12 protein-coding genes are annotated in these 16,575 nt (G+C 30.8%); 3 read left to right on the forward strand and 9 right to left on the reverse strand.

Going from position 1 to position 16,575, the window contains the following annotated elements:
* Nucleotides 1-174: 174 nt before the first annotated feature.
* The 9 genes from CLOPA_RS22030 to CLOPA_RS22070 form a co-directional block, all read right to left on the reverse strand.
* Complete coding sequence (locus tag CLOPA_RS22030) at nt 175-348, reverse strand: indolepyruvate ferredoxin oxidoreductase subunit alpha (RefSeq protein WP_015617625.1); 174 nt, start codon at nt 346-348, stop codon at nt 175-177.
* A gap of 1,073 nt (nt 349-1,421) precedes the next feature.
* A complete protein-coding gene (locus tag CLOPA_RS22035; protein ID WP_015617627.1) occupies nt 1,422-1,973 on the reverse strand; it encodes a GNAT family N-acetyltransferase in 552 nt (183 codons plus the stop codon).
* Nucleotides 1,974-2,586: 613 nt separating this feature from the next.
* Entirely contained in the window at nt 2,587-3,678 is a 1,092-nt protein-coding gene (locus CLOPA_RS22040) for a glycerol dehydrogenase (protein ID WP_015617628.1), read from the reverse strand.
* Nucleotides 3,679-3,966: 288 nt separating this feature from the next.
* Complete coding sequence (gene sufU, locus CLOPA_RS22045; RefSeq protein WP_015617629.1) at nt 3,967-4,401, reverse strand: Fe-S cluster assembly sulfur transfer protein SufU; 435 nt, start codon at nt 4,399-4,401, stop codon at nt 3,967-3,969.
* Entirely contained in the window at nt 4,391-5,617 is a 1,227-nt protein-coding gene (locus tag CLOPA_RS22050) for a cysteine desulfurase (protein WP_015617630.1), read from the reverse strand. The genes sufU and CLOPA_RS22050 overlap by 11 nt, the downstream gene beginning before the upstream one ends.
* Entirely contained in the window at nt 5,610-6,716 is a 1,107-nt protein-coding gene (gene sufD / locus CLOPA_RS22055) for a Fe-S cluster assembly protein SufD (RefSeq protein ID WP_015617631.1), read from the reverse strand. Before sufD ends, CLOPA_RS22050 begins: the two co-directional genes overlap by 8 nt.
* Before the next feature lie 12 nt (nt 6,717-6,728).
* The gene (gene sufB, locus CLOPA_RS22060; protein WP_015617632.1) at nt 6,729-8,135 is read right to left on the reverse strand and encodes a Fe-S cluster assembly protein SufB; all 1,407 of its coding nucleotides are present in this window, start codon (nt 8,133-8,135) and stop codon (nt 6,729-6,731) included.
* A gap of 100 nt (nt 8,136-8,235) precedes the next feature.
* Nucleotides 8,236-8,991 (reverse strand): Fe-S cluster assembly ATPase SufC, encoded by a 756-nt coding sequence (sufC, locus tag CLOPA_RS22065; protein ID WP_015617633.1) that lies wholly within the window; start codon nt 8,989-8,991, stop codon nt 8,236-8,238.
* Between the two features lie 570 nt (nt 8,992-9,561).
* Complete coding sequence (locus tag CLOPA_RS22070) at nt 9,562-10,536, reverse strand: 2-hydroxyacid dehydrogenase (protein ID WP_041711661.1); 975 nt, start codon at nt 10,534-10,536, stop codon at nt 9,562-9,564.
* 796 nt (nt 10,537-11,332) lie between these two features.
* On the opposite strand from CLOPA_RS22070, the gene CLOPA_RS22075 reads away from it, so the two are divergent.
* From CLOPA_RS22075 to CLOPA_RS22085, 3 genes are all read left to right on the forward strand, one after another.
* Nucleotides 11,333-12,826: a glycoside hydrolase family 68 protein gene (locus tag CLOPA_RS22075; protein ID WP_015617635.1), complete on the forward strand. Its 1,494-nt coding sequence runs from the start codon at nt 11,333-11,335 to the stop codon at nt 12,824-12,826.
* 449 nt (nt 12,827-13,275) lie between these two features.
* Nucleotides 13,276-14,742 carry a glycoside hydrolase family 68 protein gene (locus tag CLOPA_RS22080; RefSeq protein WP_015617636.1) on the forward strand — a complete coding sequence of 489 codons (1,467 nt, stop codon included), beginning with the start codon at nt 13,276-13,278 and terminating at the stop codon, nt 14,740-14,742.
* Nucleotides 14,743-15,025: 283 nt separating this feature from the next.
* Complete coding sequence (locus CLOPA_RS22085) at nt 15,026-16,513, forward strand: glycoside hydrolase family 68 protein (RefSeq protein ID WP_015617637.1); 1,488 nt, start codon at nt 15,026-15,028, stop codon at nt 16,511-16,513.
* The last annotated feature ends 62 nt before the right edge of the window (nt 16,514-16,575 follow it).

Genomic DNA, 16,575 nt, shown 5'->3' on the forward strand with positions numbered 1-16,575 from the left:
ATATTTTTTATACTGTTATATAAGTTCTTATTTTCTCTTTAATTTAACATACTAATAAAATAGTCATATTCTGTATTAAGAGGGAGGAACTATGTATGATGATTTGAGAAAAAAACAACCAGAAATATATTACTATAATAAAATAGTAACTTCTGGTTGTTTTTTCACGATAAATTATTCAGCTGAAATTGCACCAAAACCACAAGAATTTAGGCAAGTCCCACAATCTACACAAACACTAGCATCAATTGCATAGCTTCCATCTTGCATGCTTATACAAGATGTAGGACAATCACTTTTGCAAGCACCACATGATTGACATTCATCAGCATTAATAACATAAGCCATAGTTAACACCTCCTTAACAATTATTTTTCAAAGTCAAAGTGATATATCATAATATTTAGAAATGATAAATTCATAATATATAAGGGTTTTAATTATATATTAGGTGTAAGTCATAATCTACAAAAAAGATTGTTAAAAAATTATCACATGCTTATTATATACTATTTTTTTTTAAAATACAACAATTATTCGAAGCCAATATCAAAGATTAAATTTATTTATATCGTCTAAACCCTCTTAATTTTCATTCTTATTTTCTGAAAGTTAATAAAATACACTTCTGCCTTTTATTTTAAAAATCACCGTACTAATTGCGTTGCAAATACGTAAAAAACAAATTAAATTAATTTGTTTCATGGTCTTTAAATTTATCGCCACCTTTGATAAATCGTGCATTTTTATATGTTGATTTAAAAGGTATTTTGCAAGTAAATATATTTAGTAATTTATTCAAAGTAAAGTTATTTATAATTTATGACCTTTATTTTACTCCAAATACTTATGCTTTAAATCTAATTCTATAAAGGAAATTACATATAATGGTATATGCTTTTCAGTACATAACACAACTGCTGGTATTACCCCAATATATGTGATTTTAAATGATAAGCATATTGTATCAAAAAAACTATAGCTTAAAAGTTTTTACCGACACAGATTAAATATTTGTCGTTATTTTTTTTCTTGGCTGGCTTTTTGGTTGAAGTTTTAACAACAATCTTTTTCATTTTAGTTACCTCTCTCTAAAATATTTTTTTAGTTACATATTCTATAATTATGTACAAGCTCTTTAAAAATATTCAGTAGAGATTTAAAATATATAATTATTTTATTATAAACATTTTATGCTTCTATGTGTTTCAAAAAGTGTACTTTTTGAAAGATAGATATAGTACGCTTAAAATCACTGTTTGTAAATTATATCCATCAGATTACCTTTAAAGAAATCCTTGAAAATAATAATAAGATGTACGAAAACTATTATAATGATGACTTTCATGGGCTTATTGAGTGGGGACTCACAGAAATCAACACAATACTGCAAAAAAGATTTGAAATATTGGTAGATAAGATTAGTTGACACTTTTATTCATTTCTTTATAATACTCAATTTTAAAAAATCCCATAACAATATTATCATGATATTTACCATCCCTAAATATTTCTTCCCTTAATACACCTTCTTTTGTAAATCCACACTTTTCATAACATTTAATCGCACGTTCATTATATGATAAAACCTGTAATTTAATTTTATTTAAATTCATTTGTTCAAAAATAAAACTAATAAGAAGTTTCATCGCATCTGTTCCATAACCTTTTCCCCAATATTCTTTATCTCCTATAAATATTCCAATTACGGCAGCACTGTTTTTCCAATCAATACTATTTATTCCACAACCACCGATATATTTATTATCAACTAATGTTTCTATAGCAAAACTATATTGATCATTTTTTGCTGATAAACTTTCAAACCATTTTTCTTCATCTTCAAATGTATATAAATAAGGTATCCCTGGATTTAAGAGTTTCTTTATCTCTGAATCATTTACATAACTTTGAACTAATTTAACATCTTCTTTTCTGTATTCTTTCAACCTAACTTTTTTACCAGTGTACATTTCTCTTTTCTCCCTAATATAAAAACTTCGTGCAAGTTAACTATAGTTTTAAGCATTAACTCATGAGCTCAACAACGCACTATTAAATTGTAACATACTTGTATACGTAGGGGGACAGCCGACATATATATATTATCTATACTTTTTTAAAAATACCATAATAAAAAGTTCTCCTTAATTTTCAATTGTGTATAAATTATACCACTAAATTAAATATATGTTTCAAAAGAGTATACCCTAATAACACTATCAAAAAGTGTTTCAATAGAGTTATAAATATTAAATTTGAAATGTTTCAAATTTACATAGACTTGATGAAACATGTATGATCCCAGGGCGCATTGCTAACAATTGGATATTAATGTAAGCATGTGGCACAGTTTTTCACGTATGTCGGCTTAACCCCTATTATCCTAATAATATATTTATTCATACATAAATTGAAAATCGTATACGGCAAAAAATCCCTAATATGTTTTTCACACCATACTAGGGATCTTACCTTCAATCAATCATGAAATTAAACATCTCTAAAAATCTTGTTTAATTTATAACATGCTTGTTTAACTTGTAACATATTTGTCTAATATATAACAATTACCAGTAAAAAATATTATCTAAACTGCTTACCAAGTTCATTTGCCACTATTATTGCTCCATAAACATCTTCTACAGTAACTTCAAATGGCATATTGCCCATAGTATCATTTTTTGCACAAGAAGATGCTGCAACCTTCATTATGGCATCTTTATTTATAACATTTACTCCCATTTCTTCTAAGGATACTGGAAGTCCTACATTTTTCATAAAGTTTATGGCTTGCTTTATTTCTTCTACAGGTGCATCCTCAAGAACTAATTGAACTAGAGTACCAAAGGCAACCTTTTCTCCATGAGATACACGATGTAATTCTGTAAGAACAGTAAGACCATTACTAATAGCGTGAGCAGCAGCTAGTCCAGAACTTTCAGCTCCAACTCCACTTAAGTATATATTTGCTTCTATTATGTTCTCAAGCGCCTTAGTTAAAACTCCTTTTTCATTTGAAAGCTTTGCTTTTACCCCATCTTCAAGAAGAGTTTTATGACAAAGTTCTGCAAGAGCTAAAGCTGCCTTTGTTATTTTAGTACCAACTAAATTATTGCCACTTGCCTTGTAGCAAGCTCTTGCTTCGTAGTAAGTTGCAAAAGCATCACCCATACCAGCTGCCAAGAACTTTACTGGAGCCTTTACAATTATATCTGTATCAACCATAACCATATTAGGGTTTTCTGGCAGGAATAAATATTCACTAAATTCCCCTTTTTCTGTGTATATAACTGAAAGTGCAGTACATGGAGCATCACAGGAAGCTAATGTTGGAATTATAACAACTGGAATTTTAGTATAATATCCAATTGCCTTTACTGTATCTAGAGTTTTTCCTCCACCTATAGCAATTACAGCCTGTACATTTTTTGCTTTGGCTATTTGTATTAATCTGTCAATTTCATTTTTAGTACATTCTCCACCAAACTTTTCAATTGTAACGTCTTTTTCAGTACCTTCAAAACTCTTCCCTATCTTTTCCTTTGCATCATCCAAAACAAATGGATCTGCTACTACAAGAAAAGACTCTCCTAAGCTTCCTACATAAGTTTCTAATTGAGTTAGTACACCTGAACCTTGTACATATTTACTCGGTGATTGAATTGATTTTACCATAACTTTCCCTCCGTTTTTTATTGTAATTTCAATCATTCTTTAAACTGTAAAACCAGTTTATAAACTATTATATAACAAATTTCTAGATTATATATTAAAATAGGACTATTCCTTAAATTTATAATATTCACACTTTTGGAACATATAGTGCAGCAAGGCTCTTAATTAGCTATTATCCACGTAAAATTCTTTATGCTTGTATAAATTACCAACAAATAATTGTTTTAAAAATAATAAAATCCTTAATATGCTGTTATAATACACATTAAGGATTTTTCGCAATTTTTGTCAATTTTTATCTTTTTTTAGTGACTGATCCAAGGTATGCCAAGCTAAAACTGCACATTTAACCCTAGCTGGCATATTAGATATATTTTTAAGTGCCAGGGCATCTTCTAGTATCTCCAGCTGCTTTTCATCGGTTATCTCTCTTTTTATCATACCTAGAAAAGTTTCTACCAGATGTTTTGCCTCCTCTAAAGTCTTTCCCTTTATTAAATCTATCATTATAGATGTAGAAGCCTGTGATATGGCACAACCTACACCAGTAAAGCCTGCATCTTCTATTATATTGTCTTTTATTTTTAATTCAAGTTCAATTTCATCTCCACAGCTGGGATTATGCCCCTGTTCCACTACATCTGCACCTTCAACATGCCTCTTATTGTGATTTGAGGTATTATGCTCCATTATTATTTCAGAATATACACTACTAAGATCCATAACCTAACCACTTCCTTGTATTTTTTAATCCTTCAACTAAGGCATCCACATCTTCCCTTATATTGTACAGATAGAAACTTGCCCTGCAGGTAGCATTTACTCCTAGATATCTCATTAAGGGATGAGCACAGTGATGACCTGCTCTAATTGCAACACCAGAAGCATCTAATATAGATGCCACATCATGGGGATGTACATCCTGTACATTAAAAGAAATTACTCCTGCTTTTTTATCAACATTCTTTGTCCCATATACGGTAACATAAGGTATTTCACTTAATCTTTCCAATGCATAGCCTACCAAGTCTTTCTCTATGTCATTCACCGTATCCATACCTACATTTTCAAGATACTTTATAGCAGCAGTTATTCCAACAGCTCCTCCTACATTCTGTGTACCACCTTCAAATTTATAAGGAACTTCTGCAAAAGTAGCTTCCTGTTCCCATACATATTCTATCATATCTCCTCCAAATATGAAGGGCGGCATTTTTTCTAACAGTTCTTCTTTTCCATACACTACTCCTATTCCCATAGGAGATAACATTTTATGTCCAGAAAATACTATAAAATCTGCATCTAAATCCCTCACGTTTACTTTCATGTGGGGTACACTTTGTGATCCGTCTACTATAGCAATTGCTCCTACAGAATGAGCCTTTTTAATAATATCTTTTACAGGATTGATGGTTCCAAGTACATTAGATACCTGAGTAATGGACACAATCTTTGTCTTTTCAGTTATTTTACTTTCAACTTCCTCTTTTGAAATTATACCTTCTTCATCCAAATACAAATATTTCAATACTGCACCCTTAGCTTTTGCCACCTGCTGCCAGGGAACTAAATTGGAGTGATGCTCTGCTATAGATATAACTATCTCATCTCCGGCATTTATAAAATTCATCCCATAGGAATAAGCTAATAAATTAAAACCTTCTGTGGCATTTTTAGTAAATACTATTTCTTTGGCCTTTTCTGCTCCTATGAAATTTTTTATAATTTCCCTAGTATTTTCATATATCTCTGTTGCCTTTATGCTGAGATAATAAGCTCCTCTATGAGGATTAGCATTAAATTTACTATAATACTCATCTACCGCCTTTATTACGGATAAAGGCTTTTGAGTAGTAGCTGCACTATCTAAATAAGCTAATCTATGTTCATTAACTGTCTGATTTATAGTTGGAAAATCCACAATATATTTATTACTCATCTATAAGCTTCCTCCTAATACTTTCTGAAATTTCATTTTTAATATCTTCCAATGGAATTTTATTTAAAATTGGATTAAAAGCAGCTTCTATTATAAGCTTCTTTGCTTCTTTTTCGCTGATTCCCCTAGTCATAAGATAAAAAAGCTTATTTTCATCTATTTTCCCAGCACTGGCAGCGTGTTGCCCTTCAACATCTTCTTCTGTGCACAAAAGTATAGGTACTGACCTGTTTCTTACATTAGGACTTAAAAGTACTGCATACTCCTCTTCCTGTCCTTTAGATTTAGATGCCCCTTTTTTAAAATCCAGAGTACCTCTAAATATCTTACTGCTTTTATCAAGAAGAGCACCTCTGGTTTCAATTGAGCTATTAGTTTCCTTACCATAATGATTTATTAAATAATTTATATCAATATTTCTTTCTTTATCTCCTAAATAAATGGAATATAAATTTTCAGAACTCTTATATCCCTTTAAATCCGTTTTATAATTAGTTACACTATGAGCTGCTCCAAGTTCAACTACTACGTAATTTATTTTCGCTCTTTCTTCTAATTGTGCTGTATTTGTATCAAGATGAACAGCTGTGTCAGATATAGTTTGTATTTTTATAAGATTTATAGTAGAGCCTGCTTTACCATATATTCTTGTAAGTCCGTTATGAAAATAATTTTCACTATTATCTGAATCATATTTAACCACTACTGTTATTTCGCTATTTTCTTCAGCAATTATTATATTATCATCTATAACCACAGGATTTTCCTTGTCCATGGAATAATCTATAAATATTGGATTTATAACTTTTTTTTCTGGTGAAACCTGTATAAATACACCAGTATTATAATTATTTTTAACTTGCTCCGTTGCCTCTTTACTTATACCTTCATAATCTAAAGTATCCAATATTCTTAAAGTATTACTGTCTTTATTAATAGGAATAACCCTTAAACCTTCTTCGTATGTATCCTCAATTATGGTTTTATCATATGGTTTTATTTCTGGCAGTTCCCTATCTATTGATAAATCATTTACTCCCAGCCAGCTCCATGTTCTTACAGGAATTTTATTTATATTTTTTAATGTTTTATTACTCATTATCTTCACCACCTAACCAATGCTTCCTTCTAATTCAAGCTTTATGAGATTGTTCATTTCCACAGCATATTCCAAGGGCAATTCTTTAGCAATAGGCTCTGCAAAACCTCTTACAATCATTGCCTTAGCTTCTTCTTCACTTATACCTCTTGACATAAGATAAAAAATAGCCTCGTCACTTATTCTTCCAATCTTTGCTTCATGCCCAATATCTACCTCATCATTTAATATATCAATTACTGGGAGTGTATCCGAACGAGAAATATCATCTAACATCAAAGATTCACAGGATACAGATGCCTTAGTATGATGTGCATTTGGAGATACCTTTACTGCACCTCTATATATAGCAGTACCACCACTCTTGGATATAGATTTTGTATTTATAGTTGAAGAAGTATATGGGGCTGCATGAACCATCTTAGCACCAGTGTCTAAATGCTGTCCTTTTCCTGCAAAGGTTATTCCCGTAAACTCAGCCTTAGCTCCTTCTCCCTTTAATATACTCATAGGATAGAGCATAGATATCTTTGAGCCAAAGGAACCGGATACCCATTCTATAGTACCATTTTTCTCAACGACTGCTCTCTTAGTGTTAAGATTAAGCATATTTCTTGACCAGTTTTCTATAGTTGAATACCTTAAAGTTGCCCCTTCTTTAACATAAAGTTCTACACATCCTGCATGCAAATTTGTTACATTGTATTTCGGAGCTGAACAGCCTTCAATAAAATGAAGCTTAGCACCTTTTTCTACTATTATTAATGTATGCTCAAATTGTCCTGCACCTGGGGAATTAAGTCTAAAATAAGATTGAAGTGGTATTTCTACATCTACCCCCTCTGGTACGTATACAAAAGAACCTCCAGACCATACTGCACCATGAAGTGCTACAAACTTATGATCATTAGCTGGAACTAATTTCATAAAATACCCTTTAACTATATCCTCATATTCTCTTAATGCTGTTTCCATATCCGTATATACAATACCCTGTTTAACTAATTCTTCCTTTATACTATGGTATACCACTTCAGAGTCATACTGTGCTCCTACTCCAGCAAGGGACTCCCTCTCAGCCTTTGGTATGCCTAATTTTTCAAAGGTATCCTTTATTTCCTCAGGCACATCCTTCCAATTGCCTTTCATTTCAGTATTAGGTTTAACATAGGTAACTATATTATCCATATCCAATTCATCTAGAGATGGTCCCCAAGTTGGCATATCCATATTATTATATATTTCTAATGATTTAAGTCTGAACTCTGTCATCCATTCAGGATCATTTTTCTCTTTAGAAATATTCATTATTATTTCTTTAGTCAATCCCTTTTTAGCTTTATAACTATATACATCTTTATTTTTTATATCATAAAAACCTCGGTCTAACTCTTCAATAAAAGTCTTTTTCTTCTCCATGAGACTTACCTCCCTGTAAGATATTTTCATTTAAATTTCTGTTTCCATTGGGATATCTAAATTTTTACTGACTAATGCATCTTTAGCTTATTATTTATTTTCAGATGCCTAGAGCTACTTCTTTAAATTCTCCAAATCCCTTATTATTTATTTCATCTATTAAGGAAGCATCTCCAGTTTTAACAACCTTACCCTTTAAAACTATGTGAACGAAATCAGGTTTTAAATCTTCTAATATCTTGCTGTTATGAGTTATTATCAGTATAGCATTATCATCATTCTTAAATTTATTTACACCTTTTGAAACTATTTTCACCGCATCTACATCAAGACCTGAATCAGTTTCATCAAGTATAGCTAATTTAGGATTTATCATCATCATTTGAATTATTTCATTTTTTTTCTTCTCGCCACCAGAAAAACCAACATTTAAATATCTTGAAGCATAGCTTTCATCAAATTGTAAAGTTTCTAATTTTTCCTCAAGCTCTTTTCTGAAAGCCATAAGCTTAATAGGTTTTCCTGTAATAGCAGTTCTGGAACTTCTTAAAAGTCCTTCTACTGTTATTCCTGGAACTTCTTCTGGTGTCTGAAATGACAAAAATATACCTTTTTTTGCCCTCTCATCCGTTTTTAACTCATTAATTCTTTCATTTTCAAATATTATGTCTCCACTTGTAACTTTATATTTAGGATGCCCCATTATTACATTTACCAAAGTTGATTTTCCCGCTCCATTAGGACCCATTATTACATGAACCTCACCTTTATTGACGGTTAAATTAAGACCTTTTAATATTTCATTTCCATCTGCTTCAACATGAATATCTTTTATATCTAAAAGTTTATCTCCCATATTAATCTCTCCTAAATAAAATTTTAATCCCGAGCGTTTCACTCTGATTTATAAATATTTTATATCTATGGTGATTATTTGTCAATAATAATTATCTATAATTTATGGTAAATTATAGATAATCGTTTAAGATTAAGTAATTATTTTTACATTTTTAAAAATAATTACACCTTACTTTAATAAATTTTCATTTATTTTCACTTTTACTTTGTCTATCTTCAATTGATAATTAATACGGCATTTCACTGATAGAGCTTAATTATTTTTTATTCAATGACTAGTCACTGGATAATTCATCTAAACTTAATGTGAATACAAACTCCCACTTGTAAAATTCATTGATCAATGAATCTTACTGAATAGAAGCTTGTTTTGTATTTATTCTCTTTCTGTTTATAGTATTATCCTATAGCTATTAATAATATTATATTGTTAAATGAAAAAGGCTTTTTACTATATACTCAGTATACAATAAAAAACCTTTTTATTAATTTATCTCGAATTTATCAAGTAATCCAACTAATTGTTAATATTGCTTAATTATATCCATAAATTCTATCTATTTTTATATTATTCTTTAAGTTCTTTAACTATATTAGGAGCAGTCTCTCCCAATAATACTTTTACCATATTTTCAGCGCTTACCATAGCCATATTATTGCGTGTCTCCCAGGTAGCTGAACCCAAGTGAGGAAGAACAACTACATTGTTTAAGGTAAGTAACTCATTATTAGCATCAACAGGTTCCTTTTCATAGACATCTAAGCCTGCTGCCCGTATTCCTCCACTTTTTAAAGCCTCAATCAATGCTTTTTCATCTACGGTCTGTCCCCTGGATGCATTAATGAATATTGCTGTTTCTTTCATCAATTTAAATTCATTGATACTAATAAGTCTATAGGTCTCTTTTGTAAATGGTGTCATTAAAACTACAAAATCAGATTCTTTTAAAAGAGTTTCTAAATCTGAATGCTCTACACCCAAATTTTCCTCAGCTTCTACTTTTCTACTTCTATTGTGATAAAGTACCTTCATATCAAAACCAAATCTAGCTCTCTTAGCTATTGCTTCACCAATTCTTCCCATGCCTATTATTCCCAATGTTTTACCATATACATCAATTCCATAATAATTCTCATCATATTGAGACTTCCATTTTCCCTGCCTTACATATTTATCACATTCCACAATTCTACGAGCTGAGGATAGCATTAATCCAAATACTAAATCTGCCACACTGTTATCCAGCACACTAGGAGTATTTGTTCCAATTACATCTCTTGATTTCATAGCCTCTAAGTCAAAATTATCATACCCAACAGACACATTGCTAACTACTTTTAAATTAGGCGCATTATCTAAAAACTCTTTATCAATTTTTATTGAGGTCAATATTACTCCATTCGTATCCTTAATTTTATCTAGAAGAACTTCTCTAGAAATTTCTCCTTCCCCTTCCCATTTTTCACACTGACAATACTTTTCAATGTATTGAATTACTTCCTTTGGAAAATGTTTTGCAATATATACTTTAGGCTTTATCATAATTATTACCATTCCTTTCCCTTTACCATTTTCTCCTATTACATTAATTGTATAAAAGGTTTTTATTTTTATCAATACTTCACTTAAGCTTAAACTCCTCAAAAAGCTTGAAAAAATTCATTTTTAAGCCAAAGTGCATAACTTCAACTAGCCAAATGGAAATAGTTTCTTCTTTACAATTATCTTGAGTAACGATAAGATTACTCGTGTGGATGATACAAGCCTCTCTTAATTTTTTTGTGATAAGAAAATTATATTTTAAGGATTGCTATTATCCACTATTTATTTTTTAGAAACTATCTTTCTGAAATTATTAATGTTTCATTCGTACGAAACTCAGGTAATTATATTTGGCATTCTACAATAATTAAACTGGCATTTAGTATTGATTAGATGTAAGTCCAATTTCTAATAGACAAATACAAATCAATTCAAGAATATGCTATTATCATCACCAAGGTAAAGCTAATGTATATTCTAAAACAAATTTAATTTCCTATTATGGTAAAAAAGGTTAACATCACGTGTAATGACTATTTGTATTTTGTAGAAAATATGTATTTATTTTTACAAATTAGAAATATTCAGCATAAATTCAATCGTTATATATGTATATTTTTAACATTTAATCCATAATAAGAATTAATTTTTAATCAAAATTTAGTATATCTCAAAAATAAAAATATACGTATGTATATATTAGATTTAAAAGGTGGTGATATACAAGATAAAAAATCAGAATAAAAAATTTATATTTATATTGAAAAAGATAATCATTTGGGGGGGTAAGTAATTAATGATTAAGTCAAAAATTATGAAATTTGTTTTAAGTACTTCTTTTACTACAGCATTACTTGTAGGAATAGGCGGTGGATCTGTTGCTCTTGCTAAAGAAAACAATAGCAAAGATTTTAAACCAAAGTATGATAATATTTCTCATATTACACGTTATGACATGTCCAAAATACCTGGACAACAAAACAATGAAAAATTTAAGGTGCCTCAATTCGACGCATCTACAATAAAAAACATACCTTCAGCAAAAGGTTATGATAAGAATGGTAATTTAATAGATTTAGATGTATGGGATAGCTGGCCGCTTCAAAATGCGGATGGAACAGTGGCAAATTATCATGGATACAATATCGTTTTTGCTTTAGCAGGAGACCCTAAAGTTGGAAGTGATACGTTTATTCACTTATTCTATCAAAAAATAGGCGACACATCCATTAATAGCTGGAAACATGCGGGTAGAGTATTTAAAGATAGCGATAAATTTGTTCCAAATGATCCTTTTCTAAAAGATCAAGCAGAAGAGTGGTCAGGTTCTGCCACTTTAACTAAAGATGGAAAAGTTAGATTGTTTTATACAGATAGACAAGCCTGGAATCCAGAGAAAGATTTCTATGGTAAACAAACTTTAACAACAGCTCAGGTTAATTTATCTCAGCCAGATAATAGCACATTGAAAGTTGATGGAGTGGAAGATTATAAATCTATATTTGATGGTGGAGATGGAAAGATTTATCAAAACGTTTTACAAGGTATTGAAGCACCAAATTACTCTGATAATCATACATTAAGAGATCCTCACTACGTTGAAGATAATGGACATAAATACCTTGTTTTTGAAGCGAACACTGGAACAGAAACTGGTTACCAAGGAGCGGATGCTTTATCCAATTGGGCCTATTATGGTGGAACTAGACAATTCTTTGAAGCTGAAAAAACTAAATTGTTACAAAGTCCTAAAAAAGGTTTGGCAGAATTAGCTAATGGTGCACTAGGTATCATTGAATTAAATGATGATTATAGTTTGAAAAAAGTAATGAAACCACTAATTACATCTAACACAATAACAGATGAAATTGAACGTGCAAATGTATTTAAAATGAATGGTAAATGGTACTTGTTTACAGACTCAAGAGGAGCTAAAATGACTATTGATGGAATAGGCGATAAAGATGTATACATGTTAGGTTACACTTCAGATTCTTTAACTGGATCATATAAACCTTTAAATGGAAGTGGCCTTGTATTAAACATGAATCTTGATCCATCTGATGTTACATTTACTTACTCACATTTTGCCGTACCACAGGAAAAAGGCAATAATGTAGTAATTACAAGTTATATAACAAACAGAGGTTTCTTCTCTGATCAGCATTCAAGTTTTGCTCCAAGCTTCTCACTTAATATTAAAGGAGACAAGACATCTGTTGTGCCAAACAGCAACCTTGAGCAAGGACAACTAACGATTGATAAACAAAAAAATCATTCAAAAAGGTAACTTAAAAAAATTTACACAAACAAAGTAAGATTACAATTAATAGGTAAGAGTATTGGATTTTAGATAAAATATATATTTAATATCCAGTGAATATAGAGATTTACACAAATAAGTCTATACCTTTTTATGGATTAGGCATGTGAAAATAAGTGGCAAGTGAAATATACTAGTATATTGATTAGTTATTTATTTGAATATACCTTAAATTTATAAAAAAGGTATAGACTTTCTCATATTTGTGCTATTCTCTATTTTTTTACTTCAATATATAAAGATAAAAAATATAATTTTAATTTAAATTTTAATTTACCTCAAAAAAATAATAAAGCCTTGCGTATGTATATGACAGATTGAAGAAAGGGGAATGATATAAAGATAAAAAATAAGAATAAAAAACTTATATTTATGATTTAAAAGAAAAAAATAATTATTTTTTAGGGGGAAAATTAATGATTAAGTCAAAAATTATGAAATTTGTTCTAAGTGCTTCTTTTACTACAGCATTACTTACAGGAATAGGCGGTGGATCTGTTGCTCTTGCCAGCACTCTTGATTACAACAACACCTATGGAATTTCCCATATAACTCATTCTGATATGATCAAAATACCTGGACAACAAAATAACGCACAATTTAAGGTGCCTCAATTCGATGCATCAACTATAAAAAATATCTCATCAGCAAAAGATTACGATAAGTATGGTAATTTAATAGATTTAGATGTATGGGATAGCTGGCCATTACAAAATGCTGATGGAACAGTAGCAAATTATCATGGATACAATATTGTTTTTGCTTTAGCAGGAGATCCTAAGAACGGTAATGACACTCACATTTACTTATTTTATCAAAAAATAGGCGACACATCTATCGACAGTTGGAAAAATGCTGGTAGAGTATTTAAAGATAGCGATAAATTTGCTTCAAATGATGCTATTCTTAAGTATCAAACTCAGGAGTGGTCAGGTTCTGCCACTTTAACTAAAGATGGCAAAGTACGTTTGTTTTACACAGATTACTCCGGCTCTCCAGAAGATGGAGGATCAGGTGCTGGTAAACAAACATTAACAACGACTCAAATCAATATGTCTCAGCCAGATTCTAATACCCTTAAGGTTGATGGTGTATCAGATTATAAATCTATTTTTGACGGAGACGGTAAACTCTATCAAAATGTTCAGCAATTCATAGATGAAGGTAAGTGGAGTTCAGGTGATAACCATACTTTAAGAGATCCTCACTACGTTGAAGATAACGGTCATAAATATCTTGTTTTCGAAGCTAATACAGGAACAGATGATGGATACCAAGGTGATAACTCCTTATTTAATAAAGCATTCTATGGCGGAAGTGAAAATTTCTTCCAGACAGAAAAAGATAAACTATTGATTGGACCTAAAAAACAAACTGCATCATTAGCAAATGGAGCACTAGGTATTATTGAATTAAATAATGATTATACTTTGAAAAAAGTGATGAAACCATTAATTACATCTAATACAGTAACAGATGAAATCGAACGTGCTAATGTATTTAAAATGAATGGTAAATGGTATTTATTCACAGATTCAAGAGGATCTAAAATGACTATTGATGGAATAGGCAATAAAGATGTATACATGTTAGGTTTCACATCAGATTCTTTAACTGGAGGGTACAAGCCATTAAACGGTAGTGGACTAGTATTAAACATGAATCTTGATCCTGCTGATCTTACATTTACTTACTCTCACTTTGCTGTACCTCAACCTGAAAGTAACACCGTGGTAATAACAAGCTACATGACAAATAGAAGCTTCTATACAGATCACCACGCTACCTTTGCTCCAAGCTTTTTACTTAACATCAAAGGGTCAAAAACATCAGTTGTACCAAACAGCATCCTTCCACAAGGACAACTTACAACTAATAAATAATAGTCATCAGACAAAAAATTTATCAATGCATCTTGCTTAGTGGCGGTTTATACTTCCACTAAGTTTAGATAAATTATCCAGTTACTCATTACTGGTATCTCCATTTTTAAGAAAGCGAACAAACACAGTATCCATTTTGTATTTGTTCGCTTTCCATTTATTACAATAGCTAATCATATGCAATTTCTATTTCACTTTATTATAAACATAATTCTAAAATTAAATAGAAATTTACTTCAACTTAATTTTAATAGAAAAAATACATATTTAGGAGGTCTAACTAATGATCAAATCAAAAATTATGAAAATTATTTTAAGCACTTCTTTTACCACAGCTTTACTTGTAGGCGCAGGTGGTGGATCTGTGGCTCTTGCTAGCAATATTGATTATAACAACACCTATGATATTTCTCATATTACACGTTACAATATGTCAAAAATATCTGAACAGCAAAACAATGCACAATTTAAAGTTCCTCAATTCGATGCATCCACATTAAAAAATATTCCTTCAGCAAAAGGTTATGATGAGTTTGGCAACCTAATTAATTTAGATGTTTGGGATAGCTGGCCGCTGCAAAACGCTGATGGAACAGTAGCAAATTATCATGGATACAATCTGGTTTTTGCTTTAGCAGGAGACCCTAAAAGAGGATGGGATACACATATTTACTTATTCTATCAAAAAATAGGCGACACATCCATTGATAGCTGGAAAAGTGCTGGTAGAGTATTTAAAGATAGTGATAAATTCGTTCCAAATGATCCTTTCCTAAAAAATCAGGCAGAAGAGTGGTCAGGCTCTGCAACCTTAACATCTGATGGAAAAGTTCGCTTATTTTATACAGATCGAGATAGCTGGGCACCAGATTCCGGACATTATGGTAAACAAACCTTAACAACGGCTCAAATCAATTTATCTGAGGCCAATGCCAATACGTTGAAAGTTGATGGCGTAGAAGATCTAAAATCAATCTTTGATGGCGGAGACGGTACAATTTATCAGAACGTTCAACAATTTATCGATGAGGGTGCTGATCTTTCTGGTGATAACCACACGTTAAGAGATCCTCACTACATTGAAGATAATGGTCATAAATATCTTGTTTTTGAAGCTAATACAGGAACAGATGATGGATACCAAGGTGATGAATCCTTATTTAATAAAGCATTCTATGGTGGAAGTGAAACTTTCTTCCAGACAGAAAAAGACAAACTATTAATTGGACCTAAAAAACAACTTGCATCATTAGCAAATGGAGCACTAGGTATTATTGAATTGAATAATGATTATACACTTAAAAAAGTGATGAAACCATTAATTACTTCCAATACAGTAACAGATGAAATCGAACGTGCTAATGTATTTAAAATGAATGGCAAATGGTATTTATTTACAGATTCAAGAGGTGCTAAAATGACTATTGATGGAATAGGCGATAAGGATGTATACATGTTAGGCTACGTTTCAAATTCCTTAACCGGATCATATAAACCGTTAAATGGCAGCGGACTTGTATTAAGTATGAATCTTGACCCTGCTGACCCTACATTTACTTATTCTCACTTTGCTGTACCACAGGAAAAAGGAAATAATGTAGTAATTACAAGTTATATAACAAACAGAGGTTTATATTCTGACCATCATTCAAGTTTTGCTCCAAGCTTCTTACTTAACATTAAAGGAGACAAAACATCTGTTGTGCCAAACAGTATCCTTCCACAAGGACAATTGACCATTGATAAAGAAAAAAACACGTTCAATAAATAAATTAAAAAGCTTACACTGGAATAACTAAAAATTTAATTTAAAGAACATAAAAATGCCGATAC

Source organism: Clostridium pasteurianum BC1 (assembly GCF_000389635.1).
Lineage (GTDB): Bacteria > Bacillota > Clostridia > Clostridiales > Clostridiaceae > Clostridium_I > Clostridium_I pasteurianum_A.

Coding starts and splice junctions, on each gene's coding strand:
- CLOPA_RS22030 (WP_015617625.1), bottom strand. CDS start 348: ATGGCTTATGTTATTAATGCTGATGAATGTCAATCATGTGGTGCTTGC.
- CLOPA_RS22035 (WP_015617627.1), bottom strand. CDS start 1,973: ATGTACACTGGTAAAAAAGTTAGGTTGAAAGAATACAGAAAAGAAGAT.
- CLOPA_RS22040 (WP_015617628.1), bottom strand. CDS start 3,678: ATGGTAAAATCAATTCAATCACCGAGTAAATATGTACAAGGTTCAGGT.
- sufU (WP_015617629.1), bottom strand. CDS start 4,401: ATGGATCTTAGTAGTGTATATTCTGAAATAATAATGGAGCATAATACC.
- CLOPA_RS22050 (WP_015617630.1), bottom strand. CDS start 5,617: ATGAGTAATAAATATATTGTGGATTTTCCAACTATAAATCAGACAGTT.
- sufD (WP_015617631.1), bottom strand. CDS start 6,716: ATGAGTAATAAAACATTAAAAAATATAAATAAAATTCCTGTAAGAACA.
- sufB (WP_015617632.1), bottom strand. CDS start 8,135: ATGGAGAAGAAAAAGACTTTTATTGAAGAGTTAGACCGAGGTTTTTAT.
- sufC (WP_015617633.1), bottom strand. CDS start 8,991: ATGGGAGATAAACTTTTAGATATAAAAGATATTCATGTTGAAGCAGAT.
- CLOPA_RS22070 (WP_041711661.1), bottom strand. CDS start 10,536: ATGATAAAGCCTAAAGTATATATTGCAAAACATTTTCCAAAGGAAGTA.
- CLOPA_RS22075 (WP_015617635.1), top strand. CDS start 11,333: ATGATTAAGTCAAAAATTATGAAATTTGTTTTAAGTACTTCTTTTACT.
- CLOPA_RS22080 (WP_015617636.1), top strand. CDS start 13,276: ATGATTAAGTCAAAAATTATGAAATTTGTTCTAAGTGCTTCTTTTACT.
- CLOPA_RS22085 (WP_015617637.1), top strand. CDS start 15,026: ATGATCAAATCAAAAATTATGAAAATTATTTTAAGCACTTCTTTTACC.